Source organism: Lysobacter firmicutimachus, from assembly GCF_037027445.1.
In the GTDB taxonomy this organism is placed as follows: domain Bacteria; phylum Pseudomonadota; class Gammaproteobacteria; order Xanthomonadales; family Xanthomonadaceae; genus Lysobacter; species Lysobacter firmicutimachus.
In genome coordinates this window covers 1,416,625-1,442,972 of the sequence record NZ_JBANDL010000002.1, presented here as the reverse complement: position 1 = coordinate 1,442,972, position 26,348 = coordinate 1,416,625, and the positions used below count along the sequence as shown (strand labels likewise).

Below are 26,348 nucleotides of genomic sequence, written 5' to 3'. Positions count from 1 at the left end.
CGGGCGCCGGGCTGGCCTAAACTAGACCCATGACCACCCTTTTCATTTCCGACCTGCACCTGGACCCCGAGCGGCCGCAGATCGCCGAGCTGTTCGGCCGCTTCGTCCGCGACGAGGCGCGCGGCGCCGATGCGCTGTACATCCTCGGCGATCTGTTCGAAGCCTGGGTCGGCGACGACGACCCGGCCGAGACCGGCGCGTTCGTCGCGGCCGAGCTCAAAGCCCTGGCCGAGAGCGGCGTGCCGGTGCATTTCATTCGCGGCAACCGCGACTTCCTGCTCGGCACCGACTATGCCGCCCGCGCCGGCATGCGCCTGCTGCCGGACCCGTCGGTGGTGCTGCTGTACGGCCGCCCGACCCTGATCGGCCACGGCGATCAGCTGTGCACCGACGACGTCGCCTACCAGCAGTTCCGCGCCCAGACGCGCCATCCGGCCTGGCAGGCGCAGTTCCTGGCCCAGCCCCTGGCGGCACGGCTGGCCTTCGCTCAGCAGGCGCGCGCGGCCAGCAAGGCGCACCAGGCCGGGCTGCGCGATGCCGGGCGCATGGAAACCATCACCGACGTCTCGCCGCAGACCGTGGCCGAGACCTTCGCCCGCTACGGCACCGACCGCATCATCCACGGCCATACCCACCGTCCGGCGGTGCATGCGCTCGAAGTCGGCGGCCGCGCCTGCGAACGCATCGTACTCGGCGACTGGTACGAGCAAGGCTCGGTGCTGCGCGTCGACCGCGACGGCGCGCGCCTGCAAAGCCTGAGCTGATCGAACCCCGAGGACGCCCGCATGCGCCTGCCGACCGCCCTGCTCTGCCTGTCCCTGCTTGCCGCGTTGCCGGCCTGCGAGCGCGCCGCGGCGCCGGCCGCCGAGACCCCGGGAACCGCAGCGAAAACCGCCCCCGCGGCGCCGCCGGCCACTGCGCCTGCGGCGGCTGTGGCGGCCGCCGGCCCGATCCGCGCCAGCTTCGACTGCGCCGCCGCCCGCAGCTACGGCGAAACGACGGTCTGCGCCGACGCCGCGCTCGCAGCCAAGGACCGCGATCTGGCCGCAGCCTGGCGCGACCTGTCCGAACGCGGCCTGCTGGACGCCGCGGTGCGCAACGCGCAGCGTCGCTGGCGCAGCGAGCGCGATGCCTGCACCAGCCCGGCCTGCGTCGGCGCCGCCTACGATCGGCGCCTCCAGGCGTTGCGCGATCTGGCCCTGCAACCCGACGGCGACGCCGCGCACCGCCTCGACGGCCGCTTCGTCGTCGAGTCGGTCGGCACCGGCGCGGACTGGATCGAACTGCGCTTCAACGCGGTCGACCTGGCGATGGAAAACGAACGAGTGATCCAGGTCGGCGACCGCAACGACCCCAAAGTCGAGCGTGCCGCCGGCTCGATCATGAATCTGCAAGTCCAGGCGCGCAGCGCCGAGGGCAAGCGCCTGCTCGCCGCCTGCGCGACCGGCTGCACCGTCGAAGGCACGGTCGAACAGGCCACGCGCGGCGAATGGGTGCTCACGCAATTGCGCGATGTCGCGGCCGGCGCAGCGCCGTCCGCCGCGGCCGCGCCGATCGAGGTCGGTATCGGCGATCCGCGCCGCGCGCCGCTGTTGGCTGCATTGAAAGCAGTGCTGGCCAAGGATCTCGGCCAACCGGTGACCCTGCGGGTGGATCTGCTGCGCGAACAGGACGGCTGGGCCTTCGCCTCGGTGCGCCCACGCACCGCCGACGGCAAGCCGATCGACTTCCTGCGCACGCGCTATGCCGAGCGCCAGCGCGACGGCGTCCTCGACGGCGACGGCACCTATGCCCTGCTCTCCAGGCGCGGCAGCGCGTGGAAGGTGGTGCAGTTCGACGTCGGCCCGACCGATGTGGCCTGGGCGGCGTGGCCGGAAGAATTCGGTGCGCCGGCGGCGGTGGTGCAAGTCGCCGCCGACTGATACCGGTCAGTGTCCGAAACGACGACGCCGGCGCCATGGAGCCGGCGTCGCGATGAAACGCCGGCCGCGACGACGCCGCAACGCCGCCGCGATCCTTCATCTCCGATCAGAACTTCAGTTCGCCGGTCAGGAAGACCTGCCGCGGCGCGCCCGACTGCAGGGTGTAGTTCAAGCCGCGCGGATCGGAGGCGACGAAGCCGTTGGTGCCGATGCTGCCGAAGTATTCCTTGTCGAACAGGTTGGTCACGTTCAACTGCAGCTTGAACGCGTCGGCCCAGGACAGGTCCTTCCACTCGTACGAGGCGGCGGCGTCGAATATCCAGAACGCATCGACCTTGGAATCGTTGAGGTATGTCAGATAGCGCTTGTCGGTGTACTTGGCGCCGAGCTGCAGCTGCAAGCCGTCGCGCTCCCAGCGGACCTCGGTGGCGTACAGGCGCTTGGGCGCGTCGACCACCTGCTTGCCGCGGGTGCGCACCAAGGTGGCGCCGTCGAGGTAGTCGGATTCGTACTGCGAGTCGTTGAAGGCCAGCGAGTGGTACCAGCTGAAGCCGGCCAGCGGCTTCCACAGCACGGTCACTTCCGCGCCGCGGCTCTCGACGTCGCCGACGTTGGCGAAGCTGGAGGCGCAGCCGACAATGCCAGCGCAACGGGCGATCGCCAGCAGGCGGTTCTCGAAGTTCACCCGGTACACCGCGACCGAGGCCTCGATCGCATCGCGGCTGGTGCGCAGGCCGGCTTCGAAGGTCTTGGAGCTTTCCGGCTCCAGCGTCGCCACCGCAGCGTTGAACGCCGCCTGCGAGGTCGAATGCGGGCCGTTGACGCCGGTGCGGAACGCCGACAGGTTCTCGCTGTACGAACCGAAGATTTCCTCGTGTTCGCTGAGCTGCCAGCGCGCGCCGATCTGCGGCAGGAAATTGTCCTCCGAGACCAGCTTGCCGCTGGCGCGGCTGGCGCCGCCGATCAGGGTCTTGCCGTCGGTCTCCACGCGCAGGCCCTTGAAGCCGGCGTCGACCGCCAGGCGACCATCGGCGAACTCCATGTGATCGAGCACGTAGTACATGCGCGTATCGGTGTCGAAACGCTGGCGGAACACGCGCTGGTCCGGATTGCGGTAGAAGAAGATCTCGTTCGGCGGCTCATTGCGGTTGAGATCGTAGAAATTGCGCTGCACGCCGTGATCGTTCTTCTCCAGCCACAGGCCGGCCTGCAGGCGGTGGTTGCCGATCTGCCAGCTGAGGCTGGGCATGAAGCCGGTGCGCTCGATGTCGTACTCGGTGGTGCGCATGCGCAACGGCACGGTCGGCGAAGTCGAATACGGCGTGGCCCAATGGCCCTGGCCCTCGTTGCGGTGGTAATAGGCGGTCGCCGCCAGCACCACGTCCGGAGTGACGTTCCAGTCGGCGCTGACATAGGCCAGGTCGTCGTCGCGCACGCCGCGGGCGATGTAGTAAGCATCGTCCAGGCTGGTCACGCCGCCGCGGAAGCGGCCCTGTGCGGCGTCGATCGCGCGCTGCCAGTCCTTGGCGTAGTTGTCCCAATCCATGCCCAGACGCTTGGCCGATTCCAGCGACAGGTCGGCGTAGTCGGTCTCGCGCCGACGCGAAGAATCGGCATAGCCGCTGATGCGGAAGTCTTCGCCGGAGAACACGAACTTGCCGTTGAACTGCGAGTTGCGCTGCGGGCCCTCGCCCTTCCACTTGTCGGTGGTGTGGAACACGCCGCTGAGGTAGGCGCTGAAGCCGCCGTGGTCGCCGGTGTCCAGGCGCGCATAGGTGCGGCTGGTGGCGTCGCTGCCGACGGTCTGGGCCAGGCGCACGCCGAACTCGGCCGAGGGATCGGAGCTGAAGAAGCGCAGCGTGCCGCCGAGGTTGCCCGAGGACGCGGTGTCGATCGCGCCGCTGCCCTGCGACAGCTCGGCGCCGGACAGGTTCTCGCTGCTGATCGCGCGGCCGATGTGCAGGCCGTTGTGGTTGCCGTAGCTCATGTCGCCCAGCGGCACGCCGTCGAGGGTGAAGCCGAGCTGCTGCTGCGAGAAGCCGCGAATGTTGAGCTTGCTCGACCACTCGTAGTTGCCCCAGGGATCGGAGCTCTGGAAGTGCACGCCCGGCAGCTTGGCCATGACCTTCAGCGGGCTGGTGCCGGCGGCCTCGCGCTGCAGTTCGGCGCGGCCCAGGGCCTGCACCTGGCGGGTCTGGCCGGTGCCGACCACCGACACCGCGTCCAGCGTGGTCGCGTCGTCGGCCGGGGCCGCGGCGGCGCCGCTGTCGGCGGCCGCTGCGGGCAAGGGAGCGGCTTCGGCGGCCTGGCCGCGGCCGGCGTACAGGCACAGCAAAATCGAGGCGGCGAGGAGCGTCGTCTTCGTCGTCGTCATTTCAGGGGACTTCCAGATCAAAGTGGCCGCCGCGCGATGCGCAGTCCGCTCTTGGGCGGCGTCAGAGCGAAGCCCGGAAGTCTGTCGACTCGGTGTGAACGGGGTATTTCAGATCCGCGTCAGTTGATCGAGTCCGCGCATTGGATGTGCGGGATGGCGATGCGGCGTTGCCGCTATCGACCCGCAGCGGCACGCGAAGAAATCGTCGTCGCTGACCGCAGCCGCAGTCCGAGGACATCGGACGATCCCGCCGACCGATCGCCGCCGCCTCATCGGTAGCGAGCCCGCTGGCGCCGGACCACTGATGCCGGCTCAGCCAGTGTCCGCAAAGAACCGCGTTACGCCGGTCGCACCGGCTACGCTGGCTCGACGGGACCGACCTCGGCAGCAAGCTCTTCGAACAACGCACAGGCCTGCTTGAAGTCTGTGCCGTCGCGGCTCGGGTACCGCTGCACGAAGCTGGCGACGTTCCATTCGAGGAAGTACCGCAGGGCCTCAGTCTTGCAACCTCCCATCAACACGGCCGGCAAGGAGTGGCAAAGCTCGCCCCATTCCTCCAGTTCTTTCTTCCGACTCCAGTAACGTATGGACAAGACCGCGCGGCAGCGGATCGCCAGGAGTCCAATTCGCAGCAATTCAAGCACGACTTCCCGTGCCTGGTCCGAACTCGCACTGTTGTCCATGTCGTATCAGCCTACCGACCAACCCAAGACCGGCTCCGCAACTACCAATTCAATGGCCGCACCGATCGCGCGGGAGTGCCGCGGCTATTCGGGCGCATAGAACTTGGGCGGTTTGCCGAACCCCTCCCAGAACGCTGCGAGCCGCCCGCACGCTGGGCACTCGAAGATGCTCTTCATCTCGCGATGCAAGGCTTCGGCGTCGACTTGGCCGGCATAAGCGTCGTACGCCACATCGCCGATCGCCAGCCATTCGATCGGGTTGGGGATCAGGCTGTAATCGAGTTTTTCGCCGCAGGCGCACCAGATTGCGGGCATTCCGTCCTGCCTTATCCAGATAGCAAGCTATAGACGATGCAACCGAAGCTCAAGCTACGACATTCTTCAAGGCGACAGGTGGGATATCCCGACAGAGAAGAACTCCGGCGGCTGCGATATTGAGGCCACACTTCCCGATTGTAGCGTCGCCAGATTTGATCGCCCGGGGCGAAACCAAACGCTTTACCGAACTCGATGTCGCTCCATTCGGTGACCGTTTCATGAGTATCCATAACAAGGTTTAGCTCCTGCGGCCTTTTCGCTCATCCTCGATGGCCTCGACGATAGTATCGACAAAACGGTCGTGCTCCATCTTCTGCTTTCGCCAGGCCAGGCTCTCGTGGACTAGCAACTTGGCACGCCCCAAGTCGACTTCGAATTTCTCAGCAACCTTCGAGATCGTTTCCGTTTTCGAGCAACCGCCGTCTTTCAAGCCGCTAATGAAGGCCTCGATCATTTCGGATTCTATGCTGGACACCCTAGCCTCCCTCGCGATCAACGCCCCATCTTTCATGCACCGCAATCGCAGGCAGATTGCACGTGTTGGCTACAAATCGCGCAAGCCACCCGGAAATATCGTGCATCCTGCCGTGCAGAACTTCCTCGATCGAATCGTCGGTGCACAGTTCCAATCCAAACCATGCCCCATCTTCCTCGGGCCATCGGCTTAGCCAAGCCTCGAAGCCGAACGCTTCAGCGAAACCCACCTCCTCGAATGGCTCGTACTCCTCGGGCTCGATCGAGAAGCCGTCGATCTCGAAGGCATCCGCAAGCAGGGCGGCCAGATCATGCATATCGCCCGGATAGTAGATACGAACGGCCGCCCTGACCCCGAAGACTTCATTTTCGAGCACCTCGACCTCCTAGCTTTTCGACTCGCGAAACAGCTTTCGCTGCAATCTTCCGGTACTCCGAATCAACCGCGATCGAAATCTATCAGATCGTCGATAGCCTGCCGCAGCCATTCGTAGAAACTGTCGTAACTGGCGCGCCGTTCCCAGCCACTCGATGCAAAGTCGTGTATCACCACCACCCGATCCGGCTCTGCGGCGTCCCAGCAAGCGGTATCGTCGTTGTCCTGGCGCCGCGCGAACGGCACCAACGAGCGCTGCGGGTAGCGCGCACGCAGACCTTCGTTCGCCGCGCGCAACGCTTCGCCACCGAGCAGGCACCATGGCTCCAGATCAAGCAGGCCGAGTTCCACGATGCGCAGGAATTGCGCCGGGTAGACAAAGCCGGTGGGCAATCGATCCGGTGCCAGGACCATGCTCGACGCCCTATCAACCTTGGGCGATGCCGCTGCGACGCTCATAATTGAACCAGCCCTTCGATGTCCAAGGCACCCCTCCCCCACGTTGCATCATCCGCTCCATCGATGTGGCTATCGCCGCGTCCGGAGTCCAAACTTCGATGCTCGCCGAAAGTAGTTCGTGCAATCTCGCTAACTCGATAGGCCCGACCTCGTCGACGGGCGGAAGATCGAGCACCATGCAGTTCTTGACGGCTTTCGAGTAGACGCCAGGATTCGGCCTATCCGCCTCAGGCCTGTCTCGGACAAAGCCCGACCGGCCCGTCGCACACCGCTGCATCATGCCAGCAAAGTATGCGCGATACGCTACATCGCCGATCGCCAGCCACTCGATCGACTGGGGAGCAATCATAAGAGATGTCGGCACGAGCTCACTAGATCGTCGGCATCTCAGTCCGGCCTAAGCCGAGGACGGATCATCGAAGGCGTGTACACAAGCGCCTCGCTCCACTCCAGCCCCAGCGCGCTCAACCGCTCGAAGTAGAACGGGTCCGGGGGCGCAGGCTGCTCCTGCAAAGCGCGCACAAAGGCTTCGGGCGGCTGATAGTGATGAACTCTGACGTAGTGATAGAGCATGTTGGGTGCGGCATAGATCACGCCTTCCGAACCGAACACCCTCATCTCCGCCGCTCCGAGCAACAAGGCAAGCCCGTCTCGCTCCTCGACGCATCGCGCCGATGTACACAGGTCACGATAGTGCACACCCCGCGCTCGGGCGACCGAGAATTGTGTGTACTGCCAAATCAACGACAGCAGTTCTTCCGATGGAGGATACCGAGGGAACGACATCCCGTTCCCAAGCCACCCCACGTTGACCGTGCCGGGAGCTTCGAAGTACTCGGAATAGCAGTAATCGGAACCGTCCTGGAAGTGCGCCATATCCATATCACCGACTGCGTGCGACTAAAGAATCGAGCCCTACCCCTCAAGATGGAGCGTCAACCTGGCAGCTCAAGGCCCCCCCTACTGCCTGAAGAATCGGTAGAAATCGCGCGAGCGAGATCGGCACGACTCAGGGCCGAGCGCGACACGAGTTCAAGATCGCAGTGCTGGCGATCCAACTCCTGTTGCATGAGCGGATGTTCGAGAATTCCGGCTTCAAGCCTTGCATCGTCGGGATCCATGCCCTCGGTCTCCTGGACATAGAGATCCACCGAATCCGTAGCATAAGTCGCAATCGTAACAATGCGCTCCGCTCCTCCATCGACGAGGTGCTCGAGCAGGCTGCAAACAGCGAAACAGGCATCCTGGGCCGAAGCAGTCCGCAGCGCAGTGAAATCCTCCGAGCTCGGCGCCAATTGTTCGCATTCGGTCATCAACCGCCGTACTAAATTCGCATCACTTCCGATACCACCGAGATCGGATCGGGCCAGTTCCAGCGCGCGGCACAGAAACAGCACATCGCCCCACTCGGCGTCTTGCTGGAAGTTTTGATAGTTGGGCATGAGCCTGTCACAGCATAGGATGCCGAATCCGAGTTTCCGCCATCGATCCAATCGCGCCAGCTTCTTGAGCAGCGCATTCCTATCAAATGCCGCATGTTTCATCTGACGACCCTTCGCCCCGTCGCCCTCCCGAATCGCGAGCCCAGCTTAGGCACTCGCATTAGGTCGTCGAGCCTCAGCTCTTATTCGAAAACCACCCCCAGACGCTCTGCTCTTTTTTTGAATTCGTCTTTCTTTTCGTCGGTTGAAAAATGAAGAACGACCGAATGACCATCAAGCAGCCTTTCGACCTCTTCTTTTGCCGACGCCAACGATCTCGTAGAAAAATCTCGAACATCTTTGATCAACGAGACAACTTGAAGCCCTCTTTGCCACGAGACCATTCTTAGCGTACTCATAGTCCCGGTTTCGCCGGCTGCTGCAGGCGGTAGTCGCGGGGCGGTTCGCTGCCCATCAAGTGACGCACGAAGTAGTCCCACATGCGCCGGGTGTAATAGGCGTCGTTGCGGAACAATTCGTGGTCCTGGTTCGGCAGGTAAAGCAGATCGAAATCCTTGTCGGCGCGGATCAGCGCTGCGGTCAACTGCACCGTGGTCGCCGGCAACGCGTTCTCGTCCAGGTCGCCGTAGACCAAGAGCAGCTTGCCGCGCAGCCGGTCGGCGAGGCTGGCGTTGTCGAGCGCGCGGTAGTTGTCGGGCACCGCGTCGGGCGCGGGCCGGCGCGGGCCGGACTCGCCGTACACCGGCGGGCCAGCGAGCAGGCGCTCCAGGCCGTGCACGCCGCCGCCGTACATGCCCTGGTAGTTGTGGCTGCCGGCCGAGGACACCGCGACGCGGTAGAACTCGGGGCGGCGCAGGATCGCGCGGGTCGAGGCATAGCCGCCGAAGGAATGGCCGTAGACGCCGACCCGATCGAGGTCGAGGCCGGGATAACGCTCGGCGAGTTGCCGGATCGCGGCGACATGGTCGTCGATCTGCGGATCGGCGAACGGGCCGAAGCTGGCGTCGTGGAAGGCCTGCGCGCGCCCCGGCGTGCCGCGCGCGTCGATGGTGACGACGACGAACCCGAGTGCGGCGAGGCTGGCGCGCGAGACCGGGTTGGTCGCCGCGACCGCATCGGCCAGGGCGACCGGGGCATTGGTGATCTGCGGGCCGCCGTAGAAGCCGTCGATGATCGGATACTGCTTCGGCTGCGCGTCGTCGGCCGAATAGCCCGGCGGCAGGAACACGGTCGCGTAGATGTCGCTGCGCCCGTCGGCCGCCTTCAGCCGCACCCGTTGCGGCGGGCGCCAGCCGGCGGCGTAGGCGACCGAGGCGTCGGCGCGTTCGAGTTCCATCACCACCGCGCCGTCGCGGGTCGAGCGCAGCACGGCGCGCGGCGGCGCGTCCAGCGTCGAATAGCTGTCGACCACGTAGTCGCCGTTCGGCGACAGCCATTGCTTCGGCGCGCCGCCGAGGATCGCGCTGGCGCCGGGGTCGACCGCGTGGTCGGCCGCTTCCGGCGTCAGCAGCACCGGCTCGCCGCCGTCCAGGCTCGCTCGGTACAGCCGGCGCTGATAGGGATCGCCCGGCTCGCGTCCGCCGGCGGTGAAGTACAACTCGCCGCGCGCCTCGTCGACCCCGACCAGATCGCGCACCAGCCAATCGCCGCGGGTCAGCCGGCGCAGCACCCGGCCGTCGCCGAGATCGACCAGGTACAGATGGCCCCAACCGTCGCGCTCGGAGAACCACACCGCCCGATTGCGCGCCGCCAGTATGCGCACCGCCGGACGACTGTAGAGGTAGTCGTTGAGCTGGATGCGGGTGTCGGAACGCTCTTCCAGCACCTCGCGCAGCACGCCTCGGTCGAGGTCGACCTCGACCAGGCGCATCCGCGCCGGACGGTCGTAGCGGGCGATCGCCGCGTAGGCGCGGCGGCCATCGCCGGACCAGCCGAGCACGTCGGCTTCGGCGACGTTGTTCCAGCCGAGCGGAATCGCGATCCGCCGCACCGCAGCGCCGTCGGCCGCGGCGCTGTCGACATCGACCGCGTACCATTCGTCGCGCACGCTCTCGGCGTCGCCCAGCAGGCTCAGGCGCACATCGTAGACCTTGGGCCGGAATCCGTCGGCCGGCGCCATCGCCACCATCGGATAGGGCTGGACGCGGCGTTCGTCGAAGCGGGTGCCGAACAGGCGCCGGCCGTCCGGCGACCAGCGCAGCGCGAACGGCGGCGCGCGCCAGCGGCCTTGTCGGCTGGGCACCGCGCGCAGGGCGAAGTCGGGCAGCGTACCGTAGCCATAGTGCGGCTCGCCGTCGCGGGTCAGCGCGCGCTCGGCGCCGCTGCGCAGGTCGCGCAGCCACAGGTTGTGATCGCGCACGAACACCGCGCGGGCGCCGTCGGGCGAGACCAGGGCCAAGGGATCGCTGCGCGCCGGCATGGCTTGGCAACGATACTCGCGCAGCTCGCAGTCCAGTTCGCGCTCGCCGTCGCCGCGCAGGCGCAGGCGCAGGGCATCGCCGTCGGCTTCGACCGCCAGCGGTTGCGGCGCCGCGGCCGCCGGCACGACGGCGCGCATCGCCGCGTGCAGGCGCGGCGGGTCGAACAGCGGTTGGCGGCCGCGCGCGGCCGGGTCGACCAGCACGTACTCCGGCCCTTGCTCGCCGTCGCAGCGGTACCAGAAGCGGCCGTCGGCCAGCCATTGCGGCTCGATGCGGGCGTTCTTGATCGTGCCGCGCAGGCGGTAGTCGAGCAGCTTTTCGGCGCGGGCATAGTCCTCGCCGGTCAGCGCCGGCGGCGCGGCGGCCGCGCTCGCCGCCCACAGCGCGGCCAGTGCGATGGATCGCTTCATCCCCTACCTCTCCCTGGTGCGGAACCGCGACGATGGCACATCATCGGGCGGCTGGCTTGTCCCGGCCTGCCCGCCGGCTGCTGCGGCGCAGCGCGGAATCAGCGCTCGACGAAGGCCTCGAGCATGCGCAGCTCTTCCTCGTCGAAACCGGCGGCGCTGCGCGCTTCCAAATTGAACGGCCCGTACAGCACGGCGCGGGCGTACTCGGCCAGCAGTTCGCGGAAGCGCGGATTGGGATCGACTCCGGCGCGCTCGCAGTACCAGCGGAACCAGCGCGAACCGGCGGCGACGTGGGCGACTTCCTCGCGCAGGATGGTTTCCAGGATCGCCACCGTGTCGGTGTCGCCGAGCGAGCGCAGCTTGACGATCATCCCCGGCGTGACGTCGAGCCCACGCGCCTCCAGCACGCGCGGCACCAGCGCCATTCGCGCCAGGCCGTCGTGGGCGGTTTTTTCGGCCATTTCCCACAGGCCGTTGTGGGCGTCGAAATCGCCGTAGTCGTAGCCCAGCTCGCGCAGGCGCGCGCGCAGCAGGCCGAAGTGGCGCGCTTCGTCCTGGGCCACCCCGACCCAGTCGGCGTAGAACTGCGCCGGCAGGCCGCGGAAACGGTAGACCGCGTCCCAACCCAGGTCGATGGCGTTGAACTCGATATGGGCGATGGCGTGGATGAAGGCGGCGCGGCCCTCGGCGGTGCCGAAGCCGCGCTTGGGCAGTTCGCGCGGGTGCACCAGCGCCGGCCGCGGCGGCCGGCCCGGCATGCGGATCGGCTGCGGCGGCGGCGCATCGGCGGGAATCGCCAGTTCGCCGCGTTCGAACGCCGCCGCATAGGCGAAGCTCAGCTCGACCTTGGCTTCGGGCGTATCCGCGTCGAGGCAGGCGCGGGCGGCGTCGAACAAGTCCATGCCGGGTCCGTCCAGGCCGCGCTTACGAAGCGCGGCGGCTTTTCTTGGCGTCGTCCGAACGCAGCTGCTGGATGCGCTCGAAATAGCCCGGCTCGATGCCGGTGACGTAGTCGCCGTTGAAGCAGGACGAATCGAAATGCTCGATCCGGTGCTTGGGCCCGGACACCGCCTGCTCCAGGTCGCTGAGGTCCTGGTAGATCAGCCAGTCGCAGCCGAGCAAGGTCTGCACGTCTTCGTCGCTGCGGCCGTGCGCGACCAGTTCCTCGGCCGAGGGCATGTCGATGCCGTAGACGTTGGGGTAGCGCACCGGCGGCGCGGCCGAGGCCAGGTAGACCTTGCGCGCGCCGGCGTCGCGCGCCATCTGCACGATCTGGCGCGAGGTGGTGCCGCGCACGATCGAGTCGTCGACCAGCAGCACCACCCGGTTGCGGAACTCCAGCGGAATCGGGTTGAGCTTGCGCCGCACCGATTTCGCCCGCTCGCCCTGCCCCGGCATGATGAAGGTGCGGCCGACGTAGCGGTTCTTGATGAAGCCCTCGCGGTACTTCACCCCGAGGGTGTTGGCGATCTCCAGCGCCGAATCGCGCGAGGTGTCGGGGATCGGGATCACCACGTCGATGTCGTGGTCCGGACGCAGGCGCAGAATCTTCTCGCCCAGGGTCTGGCCCATGCGCATGCGCGCCTTGTGCACCGAGACGTCGTCCATCATCGAATCGGGACGGGCGAAGTACACGTACTCGAAGATGCACGGCGTGTGCTTGCGCGGCTCGGCGCACTGGTGCGCGAACAGCTCGCCGCGCGGCGTCACCACGATGCCTTCGCCCGGGCGCACGTCGCGCACGCGCTCGAAGCCGAGCAGGTCCAGCGCGACCGATTCGGAAGCGACCGCGTATTCGTCCTGGCCGCCGACGTTGCGCTTGCCCAGCACCAGCGGGCGGATGCCGTGCGGGTCGCGGAACGCGACCAGGCCCAGGCCGAGCACGGTCGCGACCACCGCATAGCCGCCGATGCAGCGGCGGTGCACGCCCTCGATGGCGGCGAAGGCCGCCTCGGCCGTCAGCGCGCGCTGGCGGTCGAGTTCGTGGGCGAACACGTTGAGCAGCACTTCCGAGTCGGACTCGGTGTTGACGTTGCGGCGGTCCTGCTCGAACACCTCGCGGCGCAGGGTATCGGTGTTGATCAGGTTGCCGTTGTGGGCCAGGGCGATGCCGAACGGCGAGTTGACGTAGAACGGCTGCGCCTCGTCCGAGCCTTCGCTGCCGGCGGTCGGGTAGCGGCAGTGGCCGATGCCGACCCGGCCTTCGAGCAGGCGCATCGAGGCTTCGTCGAACACATCGCTGACCAGGCCGTTGCCCTTGTGCACGCGCAGGCGGCTGCCGTCGGCGGTGGCGATGCCGGCCGCGTCCTGGCCGCGGTGCTGCAGCACCGTCAAGCCGTCGTAGAGCTGGGCGGCGACATCCGTGTTGCCGACGATTCCGAGAATGCCGCACATAGCGCTTGAATCCTGCTGAGAGTCTGGTGTCTGCGCGGCGCCGGTCGACGGCACCGCCGCGATGAAAGAAAGTCTTGCTTCGATCGTGTTGCCTTGCGCCGGGGCCGTCCCCGTCGCGATTCCACGCTGCGCCCGTTCGCGCTCCGCCCGGCGCCGTGCCGCGCCATCCGCCGTGTTTCGCCTTGCCGTCGTCCCGGTCCGTCGTCCGCCGGCCGCTGCGCCGATGCGCGCGGCCGTTACTGCACCTGCTTGTCGTCGCGCCGTTCCGAATCGACCTGGGCCGGATCGCCTTCGACCCGTCCCGTTTGCGCGCGGTCCGCGCCGCGGTTCGCCCCCGGTATGAGGTCGCGCACCGCTGCAGGCAAGGCCTGCGACAGCCCGCCCAGATCTTCCGGCAAGGCCTGCGGCAGCGCTCCGCCCTGGGGCTTGCCGGCCGCAGTCGCCGCCGGGTCGCCGAGCGCATCCGGCAATCCTTTCGGCAGGCGGCCTTTCAACTCCTTTTCCAGGCCTTCGGCCTGTTCCTGCACCGAGGCCTGCAATGAGGTACCGCGGCCCTCCAGGTCGACCTTGCGCGCCATCGCCTCCGGCAAGGCGCTGCGCATCAGTTCGGCGCCCGGCATCAGCACCGCGGCCAGGCCCGACTCGCGCCAGGCGCGTTCGCGCGGCAGCGTGGTCATGCCCAGGAACACCAGCAAGGCGCAGGCGAAGATCACTCCGCGCACCGCGCCCAACGCCAGGCCCAGCAATCGGTCCATCTCCGACAGACCATAGGAATGCGCGATCCGGCGCACGACCCAGCCGATCAGACCCACGCCCACCCAGACCACGACGAAGCACAGCGCATAACCGCCGAGGTATTCGCCCCAGCCGACCTGGCCGTCGCCGAGGCTGCGGCCGACGTCGCCGCCGAACACGACCGCGGCCACCCCCGCCAGCAGCCAGGCCGCCAGCGAGGCCGCCACGCCGATCAGTCCGCGGGCCAGGCCGAGCAAGGCCGACAAGCCGACGATCAACGCCAAACCCCAATCCAATGCCGTCATAGCGTGCCGCTCCCTCTGCGCATCGGCGCGACCTCGATCATGGCGATCCCCCGCCTCGAAGCGCGTCCACGATGCGCGTTGCGCCGGCGCGCCCTGCGCCGGCCCCTGATTGCTGCGCCGTCGCCCGTTGGCTTACGGGTGCGGCTTGACCAGCGCGTCGCCGACGCCCAGCTTGCCCGCGACCTGGGCCTTGAGCTTGTCGGCGTCGGCGCGATTGACCACCGGACCGAGGCGCACGCGGTTGAGCGTGCCCTTGTCGGTACGGACCTGTTCGACGAAGGCGCTGAAGCCGGCGGCGCGCGCGCGATCGCGCAGCTTGTTGGCTTCTTCCACATTGCCGAAGGCGCCGAGCTGGACGGCGAAGCCGGTGCCGGACGCGGCCGGCTTGGGCGCCGGCTTGGCGGCGTCGGCGGGCTTGGCCGGCACCGGCTTGGCCTCGGCGACGGGTTTGGTTTCGGCCGGCTTGGTTTCGGCCGGCTTGGACGCCGGCTTGGTTTCCGCAGGCTTGCTCGCCACCGGCTTGGCCGGTTCGGGCTTGACGGGTTGGGGCTGGGCCGGAACAGGCTTGGCGGCCACGGGCTTGGCCGTTTCCGCCGGCAGCGGCGCGGGCTTGGCCGGCGGGCTGTCGGCCAGGGGTTGCGGCGCGCTGACCGCCGGCGCGGTCGCGACCGGCGCGGCGCCGGCCGGTTCGGCGGCGTCGGCGTCGAGCACCACCACCTTGGCGTTGACGTCGTTGCGGACCTTGGTCGAGCCCAGGCGCGCGGCCTCGGCGTCGGCCTGGGTCGCGAACGGCCCGATCCGGACCCGGTGCACGGTGCGCCCGCCGGCGCCCAATGCGGTTTCCTGATAACCCGGCAGGCGCGCGGCGCGCAGCGCGGCGATCACCTTGTCGGCGTCGCCGGCGCTGGCGTAGCTGCCGAAGCTGACCGCGTAGTTGCCGCCCGCGGTCGCGGCCGGATGCATGCCCTGGTTCTGCGCCGCGGTATCGACCGTCGGCAGGGTCTGGCTGTCGCCGGCCGGCGCGGCGCCGTCCAGGCCGACCACGCCGCCTTGCGGCGCGTCGCCCGGAGTCACCAACGGCAGCTCGCGGGTTTCGGTGTCGCCCTTGGGCGCGTCGGGCAGGGACAGCGGAACGTCGGACGCGCCGCTTTCAGGCGCGGGCCCCTTGATCAGCATGGGCAGGAAGATCACCGCCAGTGCGACCAACACCATCGCACCGATCAATCGCTGTTTCAGGGCAGGTTCCATCGCTATGGGATGCTCGCGGACCGGTTACCGGCGCGAATTATACCCCCGTCGGCGGCGCCGGCCGGGGTTCGGACGCGCGCCGGCGCGATGCATTCAGAAACGCCCGACTCGGCACGGCCCTGCGGCCGTCCCGGCTCAGTGCGCGCCGAGCCAGGCCAGGGCCGCGGCCGCGGTGTGGAACGAACCCAGCACCAGGATGCGGTCGCCCGGGCGTGCATCGGTGCGCGCCGCGGCCAGGGCCGCGTCCACGTCCGCATGCGCCGTGCCGGTGCCGGCGGCGCTGCCGCGCAGGCGTTCGACCAGCGCTTGCGCGCTCTGTCCGCGCGCGCCGGCATCTCCCAGACCGGCCAGATGCCAGGCGTCGATGCGCTCGGCCAGGGCCGCGACCACGCCGGGCGCGTCCTTGTCGGCCAGCGCGGCGAACACCGCCTGGGTGCGGCCGGCGGCCGGCTGCGCGGTCAGCCAGGCGGCCAGCTCGCGCGCGGCCTGCGGGTTGTGGCCGACGTCGACCACGATCTCGACCCCGTCGCGCTCGAAGCGCTGCAAGCGCCCCGGCACCCGCGCCGCGGCCACGCCCTCGGCCAGTTGCTGCCGGTTCGGCGCCTTGCCCAGCGCGCGCAGTGCGGCGATCGCGACCGCGGCGTTGCGCATCTGCACCGGCGCGGCCAGCGCCGGCATCGGCAGGTCGACGCCGAAACCGACCTCGCGCCAGCGCCACTGCGGCGGCTGACCGGGCTCGGGCGGCGTCGGCGCGAAGAAGAAGTCGCAGCCGGCGCGCACCGCCGAAGCGCCGATGACATAGGCATGGCGCAGCACGCTCGACGGCGGGTCGTCGTCGCCCAGCACCAACGGCTTCCAGGCGCGGGCGATGCCGGCCTTCTCGAAGCCGATGCTTTCGCGGTCGTGGCCGAGGTAGTCCTGGTGGTCGAGATCGACGGTGGTGATCACGGCGACGTCGGCGTCGACCAGATTGGTCGCGTCCAGGCGCCCGCCCAGGCCGACTTCGAGGATCGCCAGGTCCAGCCCGGCGCGCTCGAACGACCACAGCGCCGCCAGGGTGCCGTATTCGAAATAGGTCAGCGCGGTCTCGCCGCGCGCGGCCTCGATGGCCTCGAACGCGGCGACGATGTCGGCGTCGGCGGCGTCGCGCCCGTCGATGCGGATGCGCTCGTTGTAGGCCAGCAGGTGCGGCGAGGTGTAGGCGCCGACCGTCCAGCCGGCGGCGCGGGCCATGGCCTCGATGAAGGCCACGGTCGAGCCCTTGCCGTTGGTGCCGCCGACGGTGATCACCCGGCGCCCGGGCCGGCCCAGGCGCATCCGCTGGGCGACTTCGCGGATGCGGTCCAGGCCCATGTCGATGGACTTGGGGTGGATGCGTTCGATGTGGGACAGCCAGTCGGCGAGCGTGCGGTTCATCGGCGCATTTTCGCAGATGCGAAGGCCGGCCGGCGCCACCGGCCGCGACGGCCCAGGCGGGCAAAGCGACGATAGCCGCGCCGGCGGACCGGAGCGGCGGAGCGGCGGAGCGGCGAGTATGCCGCCGGACGCCAGCGCCGCGGTCAGCGCGTCGTCGAATCGGTGCGGCGGCCCGGACGCTCGGCTTCGACCGATACCACGGACAAGCCCAGCGCCGTGCGCCGGCCGACGACCCGCACGGCGCCGGGCGCGTTCAGATGGCGCAGGGCCAAGTCGCGATCCACGCACAGATAGCCGCGCAGCGTGCGCTCGGCCAGTCCGCCGACCATGCGGTAATCGCAGCGTCGCCGGCTGTGCTGGACCCGGCCGAGCATGACCGAGGGCTCCTCGACCCGATGACCGGCCACTTCGTTGATCAAGCCCGGCAAGCCCAGAGTCAGCGCGAACCAGCTCATGGCGCTGAGCGCGATGCCGAACAGGCCCAAGACCAGCGGCTGCGGCAACGGCAGCGACTGTACGCTGTGCCTGCCGGACAGCGACTGGCGCGGAAACAGCCACAGCAGCCCCAGCCCCGACAGGATCGCCAAGCCGTAGCCGACCGGCCCGGCCAGCCAGGGCGCGGGCACGAAGGTCACCGCGGTGTAGCCGAACACCGCCAGCCCCGCGACCAGCAACAACAGCAGGCCGGCCCAGCCGCCCGGCACCCACAACGGCGAGCCGCGCTCGCCGGATTCGTCTTGATCCGCCACCGAGTCCGTTCCTCTTCGCTCCGGCGGCCGCCCGCGCGGCGCGCGGGCCCGGCCGTCCGGACACGCGCACCCTAACGGCGGCCGCGGCGGCTTACAACGCCCGGTGCACCGCTTCGCCGAACAACGCGGTGTGGTGGCTGCAGTCGTTCAGCCGCACCACGTCGAGCCGATCGACGTTGTCGCCTTCCAGCAGGTTGAGCGTGGTCGGTGCCTGGCGGAAGGTCCACAGCTTGGCCAGCGGAATGCCGAGCACTTTGCACAGCAGCACCCGGTTGACCGCGTCGTGGGCGACCACCAGCAAGGTGTCGTCGTCGCCGAGGCCGTCGCAGGCGCGCGCGAACGCAGGCCAGGCGCGATCGAGCACGTGGACGATCGATTCGCCGCCGGGCATCAACACCTCGTGCGGGGTTTCGCGCCAAGCGCGCAGGCGGTCGCCGTCGCGCTCGCGGATCTCGCTGGCGAGCAGGCCTTCCCAGGTGCCGTGGGCGATCTCCATCAGGCCCGGATCGAGCTTGAGCATCGACGCGCGCTCGTCGCCGAGAGCGAGCTCGGCGGTGGCGCGCGCGCGGCTCAGCGGCGAGGCCACCGCGCGGGTGATCGACACGTCGCGCAGACGTGCGCCCAGCGCCTTGGCCTGGGATTCGCCGACCGGCGACAAGGCGATGTCTTCCTGGCCCTGGTAGCGGCCTTCGGCGTTCCACGGCGTTTCGCCGTGACGGGCAAGCAATATCCGCATGATCAGACCTGCGCCAGGGAGAGGATGCCGGGAGTCGCGCGCAGGGCGGCGAGTTGTTCGTCGTCGACCGGGCGGTCGACCGTGATCGCCGCGCGCGCCTGCCCGTCGCCGGCCGCGCCGAGGGCGAAATTGACGATGTTGACGCCGGCCGCGCCGAGCTTGGAGCCGACCGCGCCGATCATGCCCGGGCGATCCTCGTTGCGCAGCAGCAGCACGTGCGCCTGCGGGTCGAACTCGATTTCCACGCCGTCCAGCCGGACCACGCGCGGGCCGCGGTGCAGAGTCGCCTCGATCTCGCGGGTACGTTGTTCGCCGACCACGCGCAGTTTGAGCAGGCGATCGAAACCGTCGCCGTCGCCGCCCAGCGTCTCGGCCACGGTCAGGCCGCGCGCCGCGGCTTCCTGCAGCGCGTTGACCGGAGTCACCCGGCCCGAAGCGGTGCCGAGCAGTGCGGCCACCAGCAGCCGGGTCAACGGGCGCGTGTCGAGCGCGTCGGTGCGGCCGGCGTAGGTGATCTCCAACCGGGTCGGCGCCGGAATCAGGCGCGCGGCGAGCCGGCCGAGCGAAGACATCAGCGGCATCCACGGGCCGACTTCGCGCGCCGCCTCGGCGGTCAGCGGCGGCAGATTGACGCAGCCGGCGACCGCGCCGGTGGCGGCGAAATCGATGATCTGCCGCGCCAGGATGGTGCTGACCGCCTGTTGCGCTTCGCTGGTCGAAGCGCCCAGGTGCGGGGTCAGGATCAGCTTGGGATTGGCGCGCAGCGGCGAATCGGCCGGCAGCGGTTCGGTGACGAAGGTGTCGAGCGCGGCGCCGGCGATGTGGCCTTCCTCGATCAGCGCCAGCAGCGCGGCCTCGTCGACCAGGCCGCCGCGCGCGGCGTTGATCAGATAGGCGCCCGGCTTCATCGCGCGCATGCGCGCTTCCGACAACAGGTTGGTGGTTTCCTTGGTGCGCGGGATGTGCAGGGTGACGACGTCGGCCCAGGCCAGCAGTTCGTCCAGGGTCTTCAGCGGCACGCTGCCCTTGCCGGCCGCGGATGCGGGCAGGAAGGGGTCGTGCGCGGCGACTTCCATGCCGATGCCCTGCGCTTTGCGCGCGACCGTGCCGCCGATGCGGCCCAGGCCGATCACGCCCAGCTTCTTGCCTTCCAGCTCGAAGCCGGTCAGGCCGGCCTTGGGCCACTCGCCGGCCTTCATCCCGGCGTCGGCGCGCGGGATGTGGCGGGCCAGGGCGAACAGCAGCGAGATCGCGTGCTCGGCCGCGGCCAGGGTGTTGCCGTCGGGCGCGTTCATCACCGCGATGCCGCGCTCGGTGGCCGCTTCGACGTCGATGGTGTCCACGCCGGCGCCGGCGCGGCCGATCACGCGCAATTGCGCGGCGTCGGCGAGCGCCTCGGCCGGGACCTTGGTCGCCGAGCGCACCAGCACGGCATCGACCCCGTTCAGCGCCTGCGCCAGCGCGGCGGGATCCTTGATCGGGTCGGATACGACGACGTCCCAGCCCGCTTCGCGGAACAGGGCCAGACCGTCTTCATGAATGCCATCGCAGGCCAGTACTTTCATCGCAAGCTCCAGGTCGTGTGGGGACAGACGACGGAGCGAATGCGAGCCGGCACTACGGAAAGATCTCGGGCCCTGAACGGACGGGCCGCGATGCCGCCGACGGCGGCGCCGCGCGGGGCGGCATCGAACACGGGTCGGGAGACGGGGCCGGCTGGCATGGGAATCCGCGACTGCCCGCGCAGCCTAAGTCAGCGCGCTCGCGCGTGCAAGTGCGTTCGCGCGCTGCCCGGACCGCGTCCGGCGACGCAAGGGCAGGTGTGCAGGAATAAGCAATTTACGATTGCGCCGCGGACCCGCGTCACAAAGATACGATTGCGAGCACGCCGGCACATTGTGGAATCGCGACCGTCGTCCTAGCGTCTTCGCGCCGGCGCTCTGCCGGCATCGAAGAGAGAACGCCATGCGCAAGAAACTCGCTCTGACGCTCGGCTTCGCGGCGATCGCCGCAGTCGGCGCCGCAGTCGCCGCGATCGGCCCCACCGGTCCGGGCCAGTTCTATTACTACTACGACGACAACGGCAGCGTGGTCGGCTATCAGGCCATCAACTGCGACAACACCCGCGCCTCGTGGGGCAAGTTCACCAAGAACTACAGCGACGGCTATTTCATCTGCGATCCGGATCCGAACTGATCGCGGTCTGCGTCCGCGCATCGCACGCAGCCGCGGCCGGGACCGCGCGCGTCGCAACCTCGCGGACGCATCGTCGTTACGGTACCGAACGTACCGGTCCTAACAGCGCGCGACGCACGAACGCCGCCCGGCGCGAGCGACGCCCGGCGCGCAGCGCGCGCGTGCTGCGCGGACATCGCCGACATCCGGCCCTGCGCCGGATCTTCCTAGCAACGCCACTGCTCGATAAGGAGTTCGCCATGCGTAAGTCGTTTGCCCTCGGTCTCGGCCTGGTCGCCGCCCTGGTCGCCACCACCACCCTCGCCCGCCCGCCGGGTCCGGACGAAATCGGCGAGTTCTACGTCTACTTCGACGCCAGCGGTAACGTCGTCGGCCAGGCCCAGATGAGCTGCGAAGGCGTGCTGACCGAATCCGGCGTCCGCACCGCCAAGTACAGCGTCGGCCACCTGGTCTGCAATCCGCGCTGATTCCTGGCGCGCGTTCGGCATCGAAGGACCGGCCTCGCCGGTCCTTCGTCGTTGGCGCGCTTGTATTCGCCGCATGCGCTCGGCCGCCTGTAGGAGCGGCGTGAGCCGCGACAGCCGGAGCGATGTATGCGAGCGGGAGTTCCCGAAGCCAGGACCGACCCGGCAAAGGCAATTGGTCTAGTCGCGGCGGGGCTTCGGCCGGCGGCGTGGTATTGCATCGCTGCGGTTGGTCGCGGCTGACGCCGCTCCTACACGAGCCGGCCTCGCTCGCCCCTGTAGGAGCGGCGTCAGCCGCGACAACCGAAGCGATGTACGCGAGCGAGACTTTCCGAAGCCAGAACCGACCCGGCAAAGGCGATTGGTCTTGTCGCAGCGGAGCTTCGGCCGCAGCGTGGTATTGCACCGCTGCGGTTGGTCGCGGCTTATGACCGAAGGAAATCCCCGTGGGACGCCGCTCCTACAAAAGCGGCGCTATTTGCCGCCGGCAGGCACGCCCATCTCGGCCAGCAGGCGCGGCGCCGGGAACACCTCCTGCATGATCCAGCGCATATAGCGCTGATCCACCGAGATCGTCCGCGTCGCGGCCGGATCGAACACCCAGCTCGCGCTCACCGACTCCAGGTTGCTGTCGAACACCAGGCCGGCCAACTTGCCCTGCCCGTCCAGCACCGGCGAGCCCGAGTTGCCGCCGCTGATGTCCAGGTCGGACAGGAAGTTCACCGGCAACGAGCCCAGTCGCTTGTCGGCCAGCGCGCCGTAGCGCTTGGTGCGCACGCCCTCCAGCAGCACCGGCGGCGCCTTGAACGGCTCGCTGCCGGTATGCCGCGCGGCGATCTCCTCGGCCCGGGTGAACGGCAATGGTTTGGCGCCGCCGTCCTTGGTGTAGGCGACGACCGTGCCGTAGCCCAGGCGCAGCGAACCGTTGGCGTCGGGATAGGCGACGCGCCCCTGGCTCTTGCGGAAATCGGCCAGCGCCTTGAGGTAGGCCGGCCGCACGCTCAGGGTTTCGCCGGCGCGGTTGCGGATGTCGCGCTCGGATTGCAGCAGGGTCGGCATCGCCGCGATCGCGAACTGGATCGCGCCGTCCTTGCTCTTCTCGAACGCGGCGCTGTCGGCCTTGAGCCAACCGGCGCGCTGCTCCGGCGTGCCCAGGCGCGCCTTGCCCAGACGGTCGAGGGCGCGCTTGACCGCCTTCTCGTCGTCGCCTTCCAGCCACTGGTCCAGCGCGGCGACGCGCTGTTCCTTGGGCAGCTTGAGGTACTCGCGCAGCCAGTAGTCGTACAGCGCCCGGTCCACGCGCGGATCGGAACGGCGATCGGCCTGGCGCAGGCCGTTCTCGAACGCGGCCGCGTCGCGCTGGCGATAGCCCGCCTCGCGCTGTGCATCGGGCTTGGCCCGCTCGATCGAGTTGCGGTAGAGCTGGGTCGCCGCGCCCAGCGAGCCGGTCGCGAACAGCTGGCCCAGGATCAGCTCGCGCTCGCGCACTGCGCGCGCCTGCGCGCCGAGTTCGAGCAGGCGCGCATGCGCGGCCAGCGCCGGCTCGCCGGCCGCGCCCTGCTTGCGCAGCCAGGCCAGCAGCGCGGCTTCTTCCTCGCGCTTGGCCTGGACCGCGCCGGCGCGGCGGAAACCCTCGAGCTGGCGGTCGTAGTTGACCGCCGCGCCCTGCCAGCCGCGCACGGTCGCGGCGTACTTGCCGGCGATCTCGGGGCTCTTGCGCGTCTCGCTTTCGACCAGCGCGGCCAGGCGGCGGTAATGCCCGGCCACGGTCGGATAAGTCCAGTCGGCGTTGGCGGCGAAGTCGTCGGCCATCGCATAACGGTTGGTCAGGCTCGGAAAGCCGGCCACGGCGACGAAATCGCCAGCGCCCAGCGGCTTGTCGGCGATCTTGAGCCAGCGCTTGGGCTGATAGGGCACGTTGTCGATGGCGAACGCCGCCGGTTTGCCGTCCTGGCCGACGTAGGCGCGATAGAAAGCGAAGTCGCCGGTGTGGCGCGGCCACATCCAGTTGTCGTTCTCGCCGCCGAAGTTGCCGATGCTGTCCGGCGGCGCATAGACCAGGCGCAGGTCGCGGATCTCGATATTGCGCTGGAGCTGATAGCGGTTGCCGCCGCTGTAGCTGTACAAGCGGCAGGCATAGCCGCGCTCGGCTTCGCATTCGGCGATCAGCTGCCGCTCCAGCGCGTCGAGCGCGGCGATCCGCGCCAGCGGATCGGCGGCGGCGCTTAGCGCCGTCTGCACCCGCGCGGTCACGTCCTGCACCGAGTCGAGCACGAAGATCCGCGCGTTCGGCCCGGCCGAGACCTCGTCGTTGTTGGTGCCGGTGCGGAAGCCGTCGCGCAGCAAATTCTTCTGCGCGGTGGAATTGAGCTGGATCGCGCCGAGCGCGCAATGGTGATTGGTCAGCAACAATCCCTTGGGCGAGACGAAGCTGGCGGTGCAGCTGCCCAGCGGCACCACCGCGCCGAGCGGATCGCCCTTGGGATCGGCCCACTGCGCCAGTTGCTTGGGCGTGGCGCGCAGGCCGGCCTGCTTGAGCTGCGGCGCCAGTTCCGGCCATTGCGACGGCGTCCACAGGCCTTCGACCGCAAGCGCGGGACCGTTCCAGGCCGCCAGGCCGAACAAGCCTCCTGCCACAACCACCGCGCGGGCCAGCACCGTGTATCGCATCCAGACGTCCGATCGACTCGAAGGGAGGACGAGTCTAGCCCGGCTGTTTCGGCCAAGGCCATGCCGGATGCGGCCGGCGGCGATCGCGCGGCGGCCGGCCGGGACATGGCTTCACCCAACGCTCAGATTGCGCGGGTACGGGCGCTAAATTTCCGTTAACGCGGGGATTGGGGATTAGCAAGAGCAGGCGCAGTCCTTGCGAACCCTGTCCCTGTAGGAGCGGCGTGAGCCGCGACATCCGAAACGGTGAAATACCACGCCATCGGCCGAAGCGGCGCGACACGGTTCGGCACCGCAATTCCGGTATCCGCAGCCCGGCCGCCGCGCTTGCATACACCGCTTCGGATGTCGGGGCTCACGCCGCTCCTACGAGCCGTACGCGGCCGGCGCAAAAAAAAACCGGCCGCTAGGCGGCCGGCGTTTTTGGATCCATGGTACCGCGGCGCGAAGCGTCTTACTTCTTCGGCTTCTGCATCGGCACGCCCAGCTCGGTCAGCAGCTGCGGCGCCGGATAGACCTCCTGCATGATCCAGCGCATGTAACGCTGGTCGACCGAGATCATCCGGGTCATGGTCGGGTCGAACAGCCAGTTCGAGCTCACCGATTCCCAGTTGCCGTCGAAGGCCAGGCCGACCAGCTTGCCCTCGCCGTCCAACACCGGCGAACCGGAGTTGCCGCCGGTGATGTCCAGGTCGGACAGGAAGTTCACCGGCACCGTCTTCAGGCGCTTGTCGCTCAGGCCGCCGTACTGCTTGCCCGCGATCGCGTCGAGCAGGCTCTGCGGAGCGTCGAAGGGCTCTTCGCCGGTGGCCTTGGCCGCGACTTCCTCGAGCTTGGTGAACGCGGCCTGCTTGCTGCCGTCGAGCTTGGTGTACGCCTTGACGTTGCCGAAGGTGATGCGCAGGGTCGAGTTGGCGTCCGGGTAGACCGCCTGCTTCTTGCTCTTGCGGTAGTCGATCACGCCCTGCAGGTAGGCCGGGCGCGCGACCAGCGCTTCGCCGTCGCGGGCCTTGCCTTCCTGCTCCAGGCGCAGCACCGCCGGGTACAGCGCCTTGGCCAGCTGGATCGCCGGATCGCGGCTCTTGTCCATCGCGGCGCGGTCGTCGTCGAGCAACGCCAGGCGCTCCTTGGTGCTGCCGAGCTTGGTCTTGGCTAGCTTGTCCAGGCCACGCTTGATCGCCTTCTCGTCGTTGCCGCCGAGCCAACGGTCGAGTTCGGCGATGCGCTCGCCGGCCGGCAGCTTGAGGTACTCGCGCAGCCAATAGGCCTGCAGCTCGCGGTCCATGCGCGGGTCGTAGCGGCGCTCCATCTGCTCCAGCGCGGCCTTGATCGACGGCAGGTCGCGCTGCTGATAGCCGGGCTCGCGCTCGGCGTCGGGCTTGGCGCGCTCGACCGCGAGCCGGTACAGCGTGCCCGAGGCGGCGACCACGCCCAAGCGGCGCAGCTGCGAGAACACCAGGTCGCGGTCGCGGTGCGCATTGGACGCTTCGATCAGCTCGACCAGCTTGGCGTGACCGGCCAGCGCCGGCGCGCCGGCCTTGCCGCGCTTGCCCAGCCAGGCCAACACCGCGTCTTCGTCGGCGTGCTTCTTCTTGGACACGCCGACGCGTTCGAAGCCTTCCAGCTGACCGTCGTAGTTCTTCAGCGTGTTCTGCCAGCCGCGCACGGTGCTGGCGTACTTGACCCCGATCTCGGGGTCCTTTTTCGCGGTTTCGCCGACCAGGGCGACCAGGTTCTTGTAGTGCTGGGCGATGGTCGGGTACGCCCAGCCTTCGGTGGCGTCGAACTCCGCCGCCAGGGCGTAGCGGTTGGTGCGGCCCGGGTACCCGGCGACCATGACGAAATCGCCCTCGCCCAGCGGCTTGTCGGCGATCTTCAGGTAGTGCCGGGGCTGGTAGGGCACGTTGTCCTTCGAGTATGCGGCCGGCTTGCCGTCCTTGCCGACATAGGCGCGATAGAAGGAGAAGTCGCCAGTGTGGCGCGGCCACATCCAGTTGTCGACTTCGCCGCCGTAGTTGCCGACGCTGCCGGGCGGCGCGTAGACCAGGCGCACGTCCTTGATCTCGATGCGGCGGAACAGGCGGTAGGTGCTGCCGCCGAAGAAGCTGTAGACCTCGCAGCCGTAGCCCGGTTCGGCCTCGCACTGCGCGATCAGGCGCTTCTGCACGGTCTCCAGCGCATGGGTGCGGTCGATCGGCTCGACCGCCTCGTCGATCGCGGCCTTGATCTGCGCGGTCACGTCCTGGATCGAATCCAGCACGTAGATGCGCGAGGCCGGACCGGCCGAAACTTCCTCGCCCGGCGTGGCGGCGTTGAAGCCGTCGCGCATCAGGTTCTTCTGCGCGGTCGAATTGAGCTGGATGGCGCCGTAGGCGCAATGATGGTTGGTCACCACCAGGCCGCGCGGCGAGACGAAGCTGGCGGTGCAGCCGCCGAGCGAGACCACCGCGCCCATCGGATCGCCGGTGAGGTTGGCCAGTTGCTTGGCGTCGAGCTTGAGTCCGGCCTTCTTCAGCGGCGCGGAAATCTCCGGCAACTGCTGCGGCACCCACATGCC

Annotated in this window: 24 protein-coding genes; 4 read left to right on the top strand and 20 right to left on the bottom strand. The window is 68.7% G+C overall.

Features of this window, described 5'->3' with window-relative positions:
• Nucleotides 1-29 precede the first annotated feature (29 nt).
• The gene (gene lpxH / locus V2J18_RS06170; protein ID WP_336131317.1) at nt 30-764 is read left to right on the top strand and encodes a UDP-2,3-diacylglucosamine diphosphatase; all 735 of its coding nucleotides are present in this window, start codon (nt 30-32) and stop codon (nt 762-764) included.
• A gap of 21 nt (nt 765-785) precedes the next feature.
• Nucleotides 786-1,922 (top strand): lysozyme inhibitor LprI family protein, encoded by a 1,137-nt coding sequence (locus V2J18_RS06165; protein WP_336131316.1) that lies wholly within the window; start codon nt 786-788, stop codon nt 1,920-1,922.
• A gap of 106 nt (nt 1,923-2,028) precedes the next feature.
• Here the strand turns inward: V2J18_RS06165 and V2J18_RS06160 are convergent, their stop codons facing one another.
• The 18 genes from V2J18_RS06160 to serA all read right to left on the bottom strand — a co-directional run bounded on the left by V2J18_RS06160 (nt 2,029) and on the right by serA (nt 20,026).
• Nucleotides 2,029-4,296: a TonB-dependent receptor gene (locus V2J18_RS06160; RefSeq protein WP_336131315.1), complete on the bottom strand. Its 2,268-nt coding sequence runs from the start codon at nt 4,294-4,296 to the stop codon at nt 2,029-2,031.
• A gap of 356 nt (nt 4,297-4,652) precedes the next feature.
• Entirely contained in the window at nt 4,653-4,979 is a 327-nt protein-coding gene (locus V2J18_RS06155) for a hypothetical protein (RefSeq protein ID WP_064746146.1), read from the bottom strand.
• A gap of 84 nt (nt 4,980-5,063) precedes the next feature.
• Nucleotides 5,064-5,294, bottom strand: coding sequence for a hypothetical protein (locus V2J18_RS06150; RefSeq protein WP_064746147.1), 231 nt, complete (start codon nt 5,292-5,294; stop codon nt 5,064-5,066).
• Between the two features lie 241 nt (nt 5,295-5,535).
• Nucleotides 5,536-5,751 carry a hypothetical protein gene (locus tag V2J18_RS06145; RefSeq protein WP_064746148.1) on the bottom strand — a complete coding sequence of 72 codons (216 nt, stop codon included), beginning with the start codon at nt 5,749-5,751 and terminating at the stop codon, nt 5,536-5,538.
• A 22-nt stretch (nt 5,752-5,773) separates the two neighbouring features.
• Nucleotides 5,774-6,148 carry a hypothetical protein gene (locus tag V2J18_RS06140; RefSeq protein ID WP_064746149.1) on the bottom strand — a complete coding sequence of 125 codons (375 nt, stop codon included), beginning with the start codon at nt 6,146-6,148 and terminating at the stop codon, nt 5,774-5,776.
• Between the two features lie 62 nt (nt 6,149-6,210).
• Nucleotides 6,211-6,561 carry a hypothetical protein gene (locus tag V2J18_RS06135; protein ID WP_064746150.1) on the bottom strand — a complete coding sequence of 117 codons (351 nt, stop codon included), beginning with the start codon at nt 6,559-6,561 and terminating at the stop codon, nt 6,211-6,213.
• Between the two features lie 13 nt (nt 6,562-6,574).
• Complete coding sequence (locus V2J18_RS06130; RefSeq protein ID WP_064746151.1) at nt 6,575-6,955, bottom strand: hypothetical protein; 381 nt, start codon at nt 6,953-6,955, stop codon at nt 6,575-6,577.
• Nucleotides 6,956-6,993: 38 nt separating this feature from the next.
• Nucleotides 6,994-7,488 carry a DUF7919 family protein gene (locus tag V2J18_RS06125; protein WP_064746152.1) on the bottom strand — a complete coding sequence of 165 codons (495 nt, stop codon included), beginning with the start codon at nt 7,486-7,488 and terminating at the stop codon, nt 6,994-6,996.
• A gap of 53 nt (nt 7,489-7,541) precedes the next feature.
• Entirely contained in the window at nt 7,542-8,150 is a 609-nt protein-coding gene (locus tag V2J18_RS06120) for a DUF416 family protein (RefSeq protein ID WP_336131314.1), read from the bottom strand.
• A gap of 292 nt (nt 8,151-8,442) precedes the next feature.
• Nucleotides 8,443-10,878, bottom strand: coding sequence for a S9 family peptidase (locus tag V2J18_RS06115; RefSeq protein WP_336131313.1), 2,436 nt, complete (start codon nt 10,876-10,878; stop codon nt 8,443-8,445).
• A gap of 98 nt (nt 10,879-10,976) precedes the next feature.
• On the bottom strand, nt 10,977-11,780 hold the full coding sequence (locus V2J18_RS06110) for a ferritin-like domain-containing protein (protein ID WP_064746155.1): 804 nt from the start codon (nt 11,778-11,780) through the stop codon (nt 10,977-10,979).
• A gap of 22 nt (nt 11,781-11,802) precedes the next feature.
• Nucleotides 11,803-13,272 (bottom strand): amidophosphoribosyltransferase, encoded by a 1,470-nt coding sequence (gene purF / locus V2J18_RS06105; RefSeq protein ID WP_064746156.1) that lies wholly within the window; start codon nt 13,270-13,272, stop codon nt 11,803-11,805.
• 236 nt (nt 13,273-13,508) lie between these two features.
• Complete coding sequence (locus V2J18_RS06100) at nt 13,509-14,312, bottom strand: CvpA family protein (RefSeq protein ID WP_064746157.1); 804 nt, start codon at nt 14,310-14,312, stop codon at nt 13,509-13,511.
• Between the two features lie 132 nt (nt 14,313-14,444).
• Nucleotides 14,445-15,560 carry an SPOR domain-containing protein gene (locus tag V2J18_RS06095; RefSeq protein ID WP_064746158.1) on the bottom strand — a complete coding sequence of 372 codons (1,116 nt, stop codon included), beginning with the start codon at nt 15,558-15,560 and terminating at the stop codon, nt 14,445-14,447.
• A gap of 135 nt (nt 15,561-15,695) precedes the next feature.
• Nucleotides 15,696-16,976 carry a bifunctional tetrahydrofolate synthase/dihydrofolate synthase gene (folC, locus tag V2J18_RS06090; protein ID WP_064746181.1) on the bottom strand — a complete coding sequence of 427 codons (1,281 nt, stop codon included), beginning with the start codon at nt 16,974-16,976 and terminating at the stop codon, nt 15,696-15,698.
• Between the two features lie 143 nt (nt 16,977-17,119).
• Nucleotides 17,120-17,725 carry a hypothetical protein gene (locus tag V2J18_RS06085; protein ID WP_064746159.1) on the bottom strand — a complete coding sequence of 202 codons (606 nt, stop codon included), beginning with the start codon at nt 17,723-17,725 and terminating at the stop codon, nt 17,120-17,122.
• 91 nt (nt 17,726-17,816) lie between these two features.
• Nucleotides 17,817-18,461: a histidine phosphatase family protein gene (locus V2J18_RS06080; protein ID WP_064746160.1), complete on the bottom strand. Its 645-nt coding sequence runs from the start codon at nt 18,459-18,461 to the stop codon at nt 17,817-17,819.
• A 2-nt stretch (nt 18,462-18,463) separates the two neighbouring features.
• Nucleotides 18,464-20,026, bottom strand: coding sequence for a phosphoglycerate dehydrogenase (serA, locus tag V2J18_RS06075; protein ID WP_064746161.1), 1,563 nt, complete (start codon nt 20,024-20,026; stop codon nt 18,464-18,466).
• 400 nt (nt 20,027-20,426) lie between these two features.
• Here serA and V2J18_RS06070 point away from each other — a divergent pair, with 400 nt between their 5' ends.
• Nucleotides 20,427-20,657, top strand: coding sequence for a DUF6289 family protein (locus V2J18_RS06070; protein WP_064746162.1), 231 nt, complete (start codon nt 20,427-20,429; stop codon nt 20,655-20,657).
• A 239-nt stretch (nt 20,658-20,896) separates the two neighbouring features.
• Entirely contained in the window at nt 20,897-21,124 is a 228-nt protein-coding gene (locus V2J18_RS06065; protein WP_064746163.1) for a DUF6289 family protein, read from the top strand.
• A gap of 471 nt (nt 21,125-21,595) precedes the next feature.
• Here the strand turns inward: V2J18_RS06065 and V2J18_RS06060 are convergent, their stop codons facing one another.
• Nucleotides 21,596-23,791, bottom strand: coding sequence for a S46 family peptidase (locus tag V2J18_RS06060; RefSeq protein WP_064746164.1), 2,196 nt, complete (start codon nt 23,789-23,791; stop codon nt 21,596-21,598).
• 454 nt (nt 23,792-24,245) lie between these two features.
• Nucleotides 24,246-26,345 carry a S46 family peptidase gene (locus V2J18_RS06055; RefSeq protein ID WP_186442489.1) on the bottom strand — a complete coding sequence of 700 codons (2,100 nt, stop codon included), beginning with the start codon at nt 26,343-26,345 and terminating at the stop codon, nt 24,246-24,248.
• Nucleotides 26,346-26,348 lie beyond the last annotated feature (3 nt).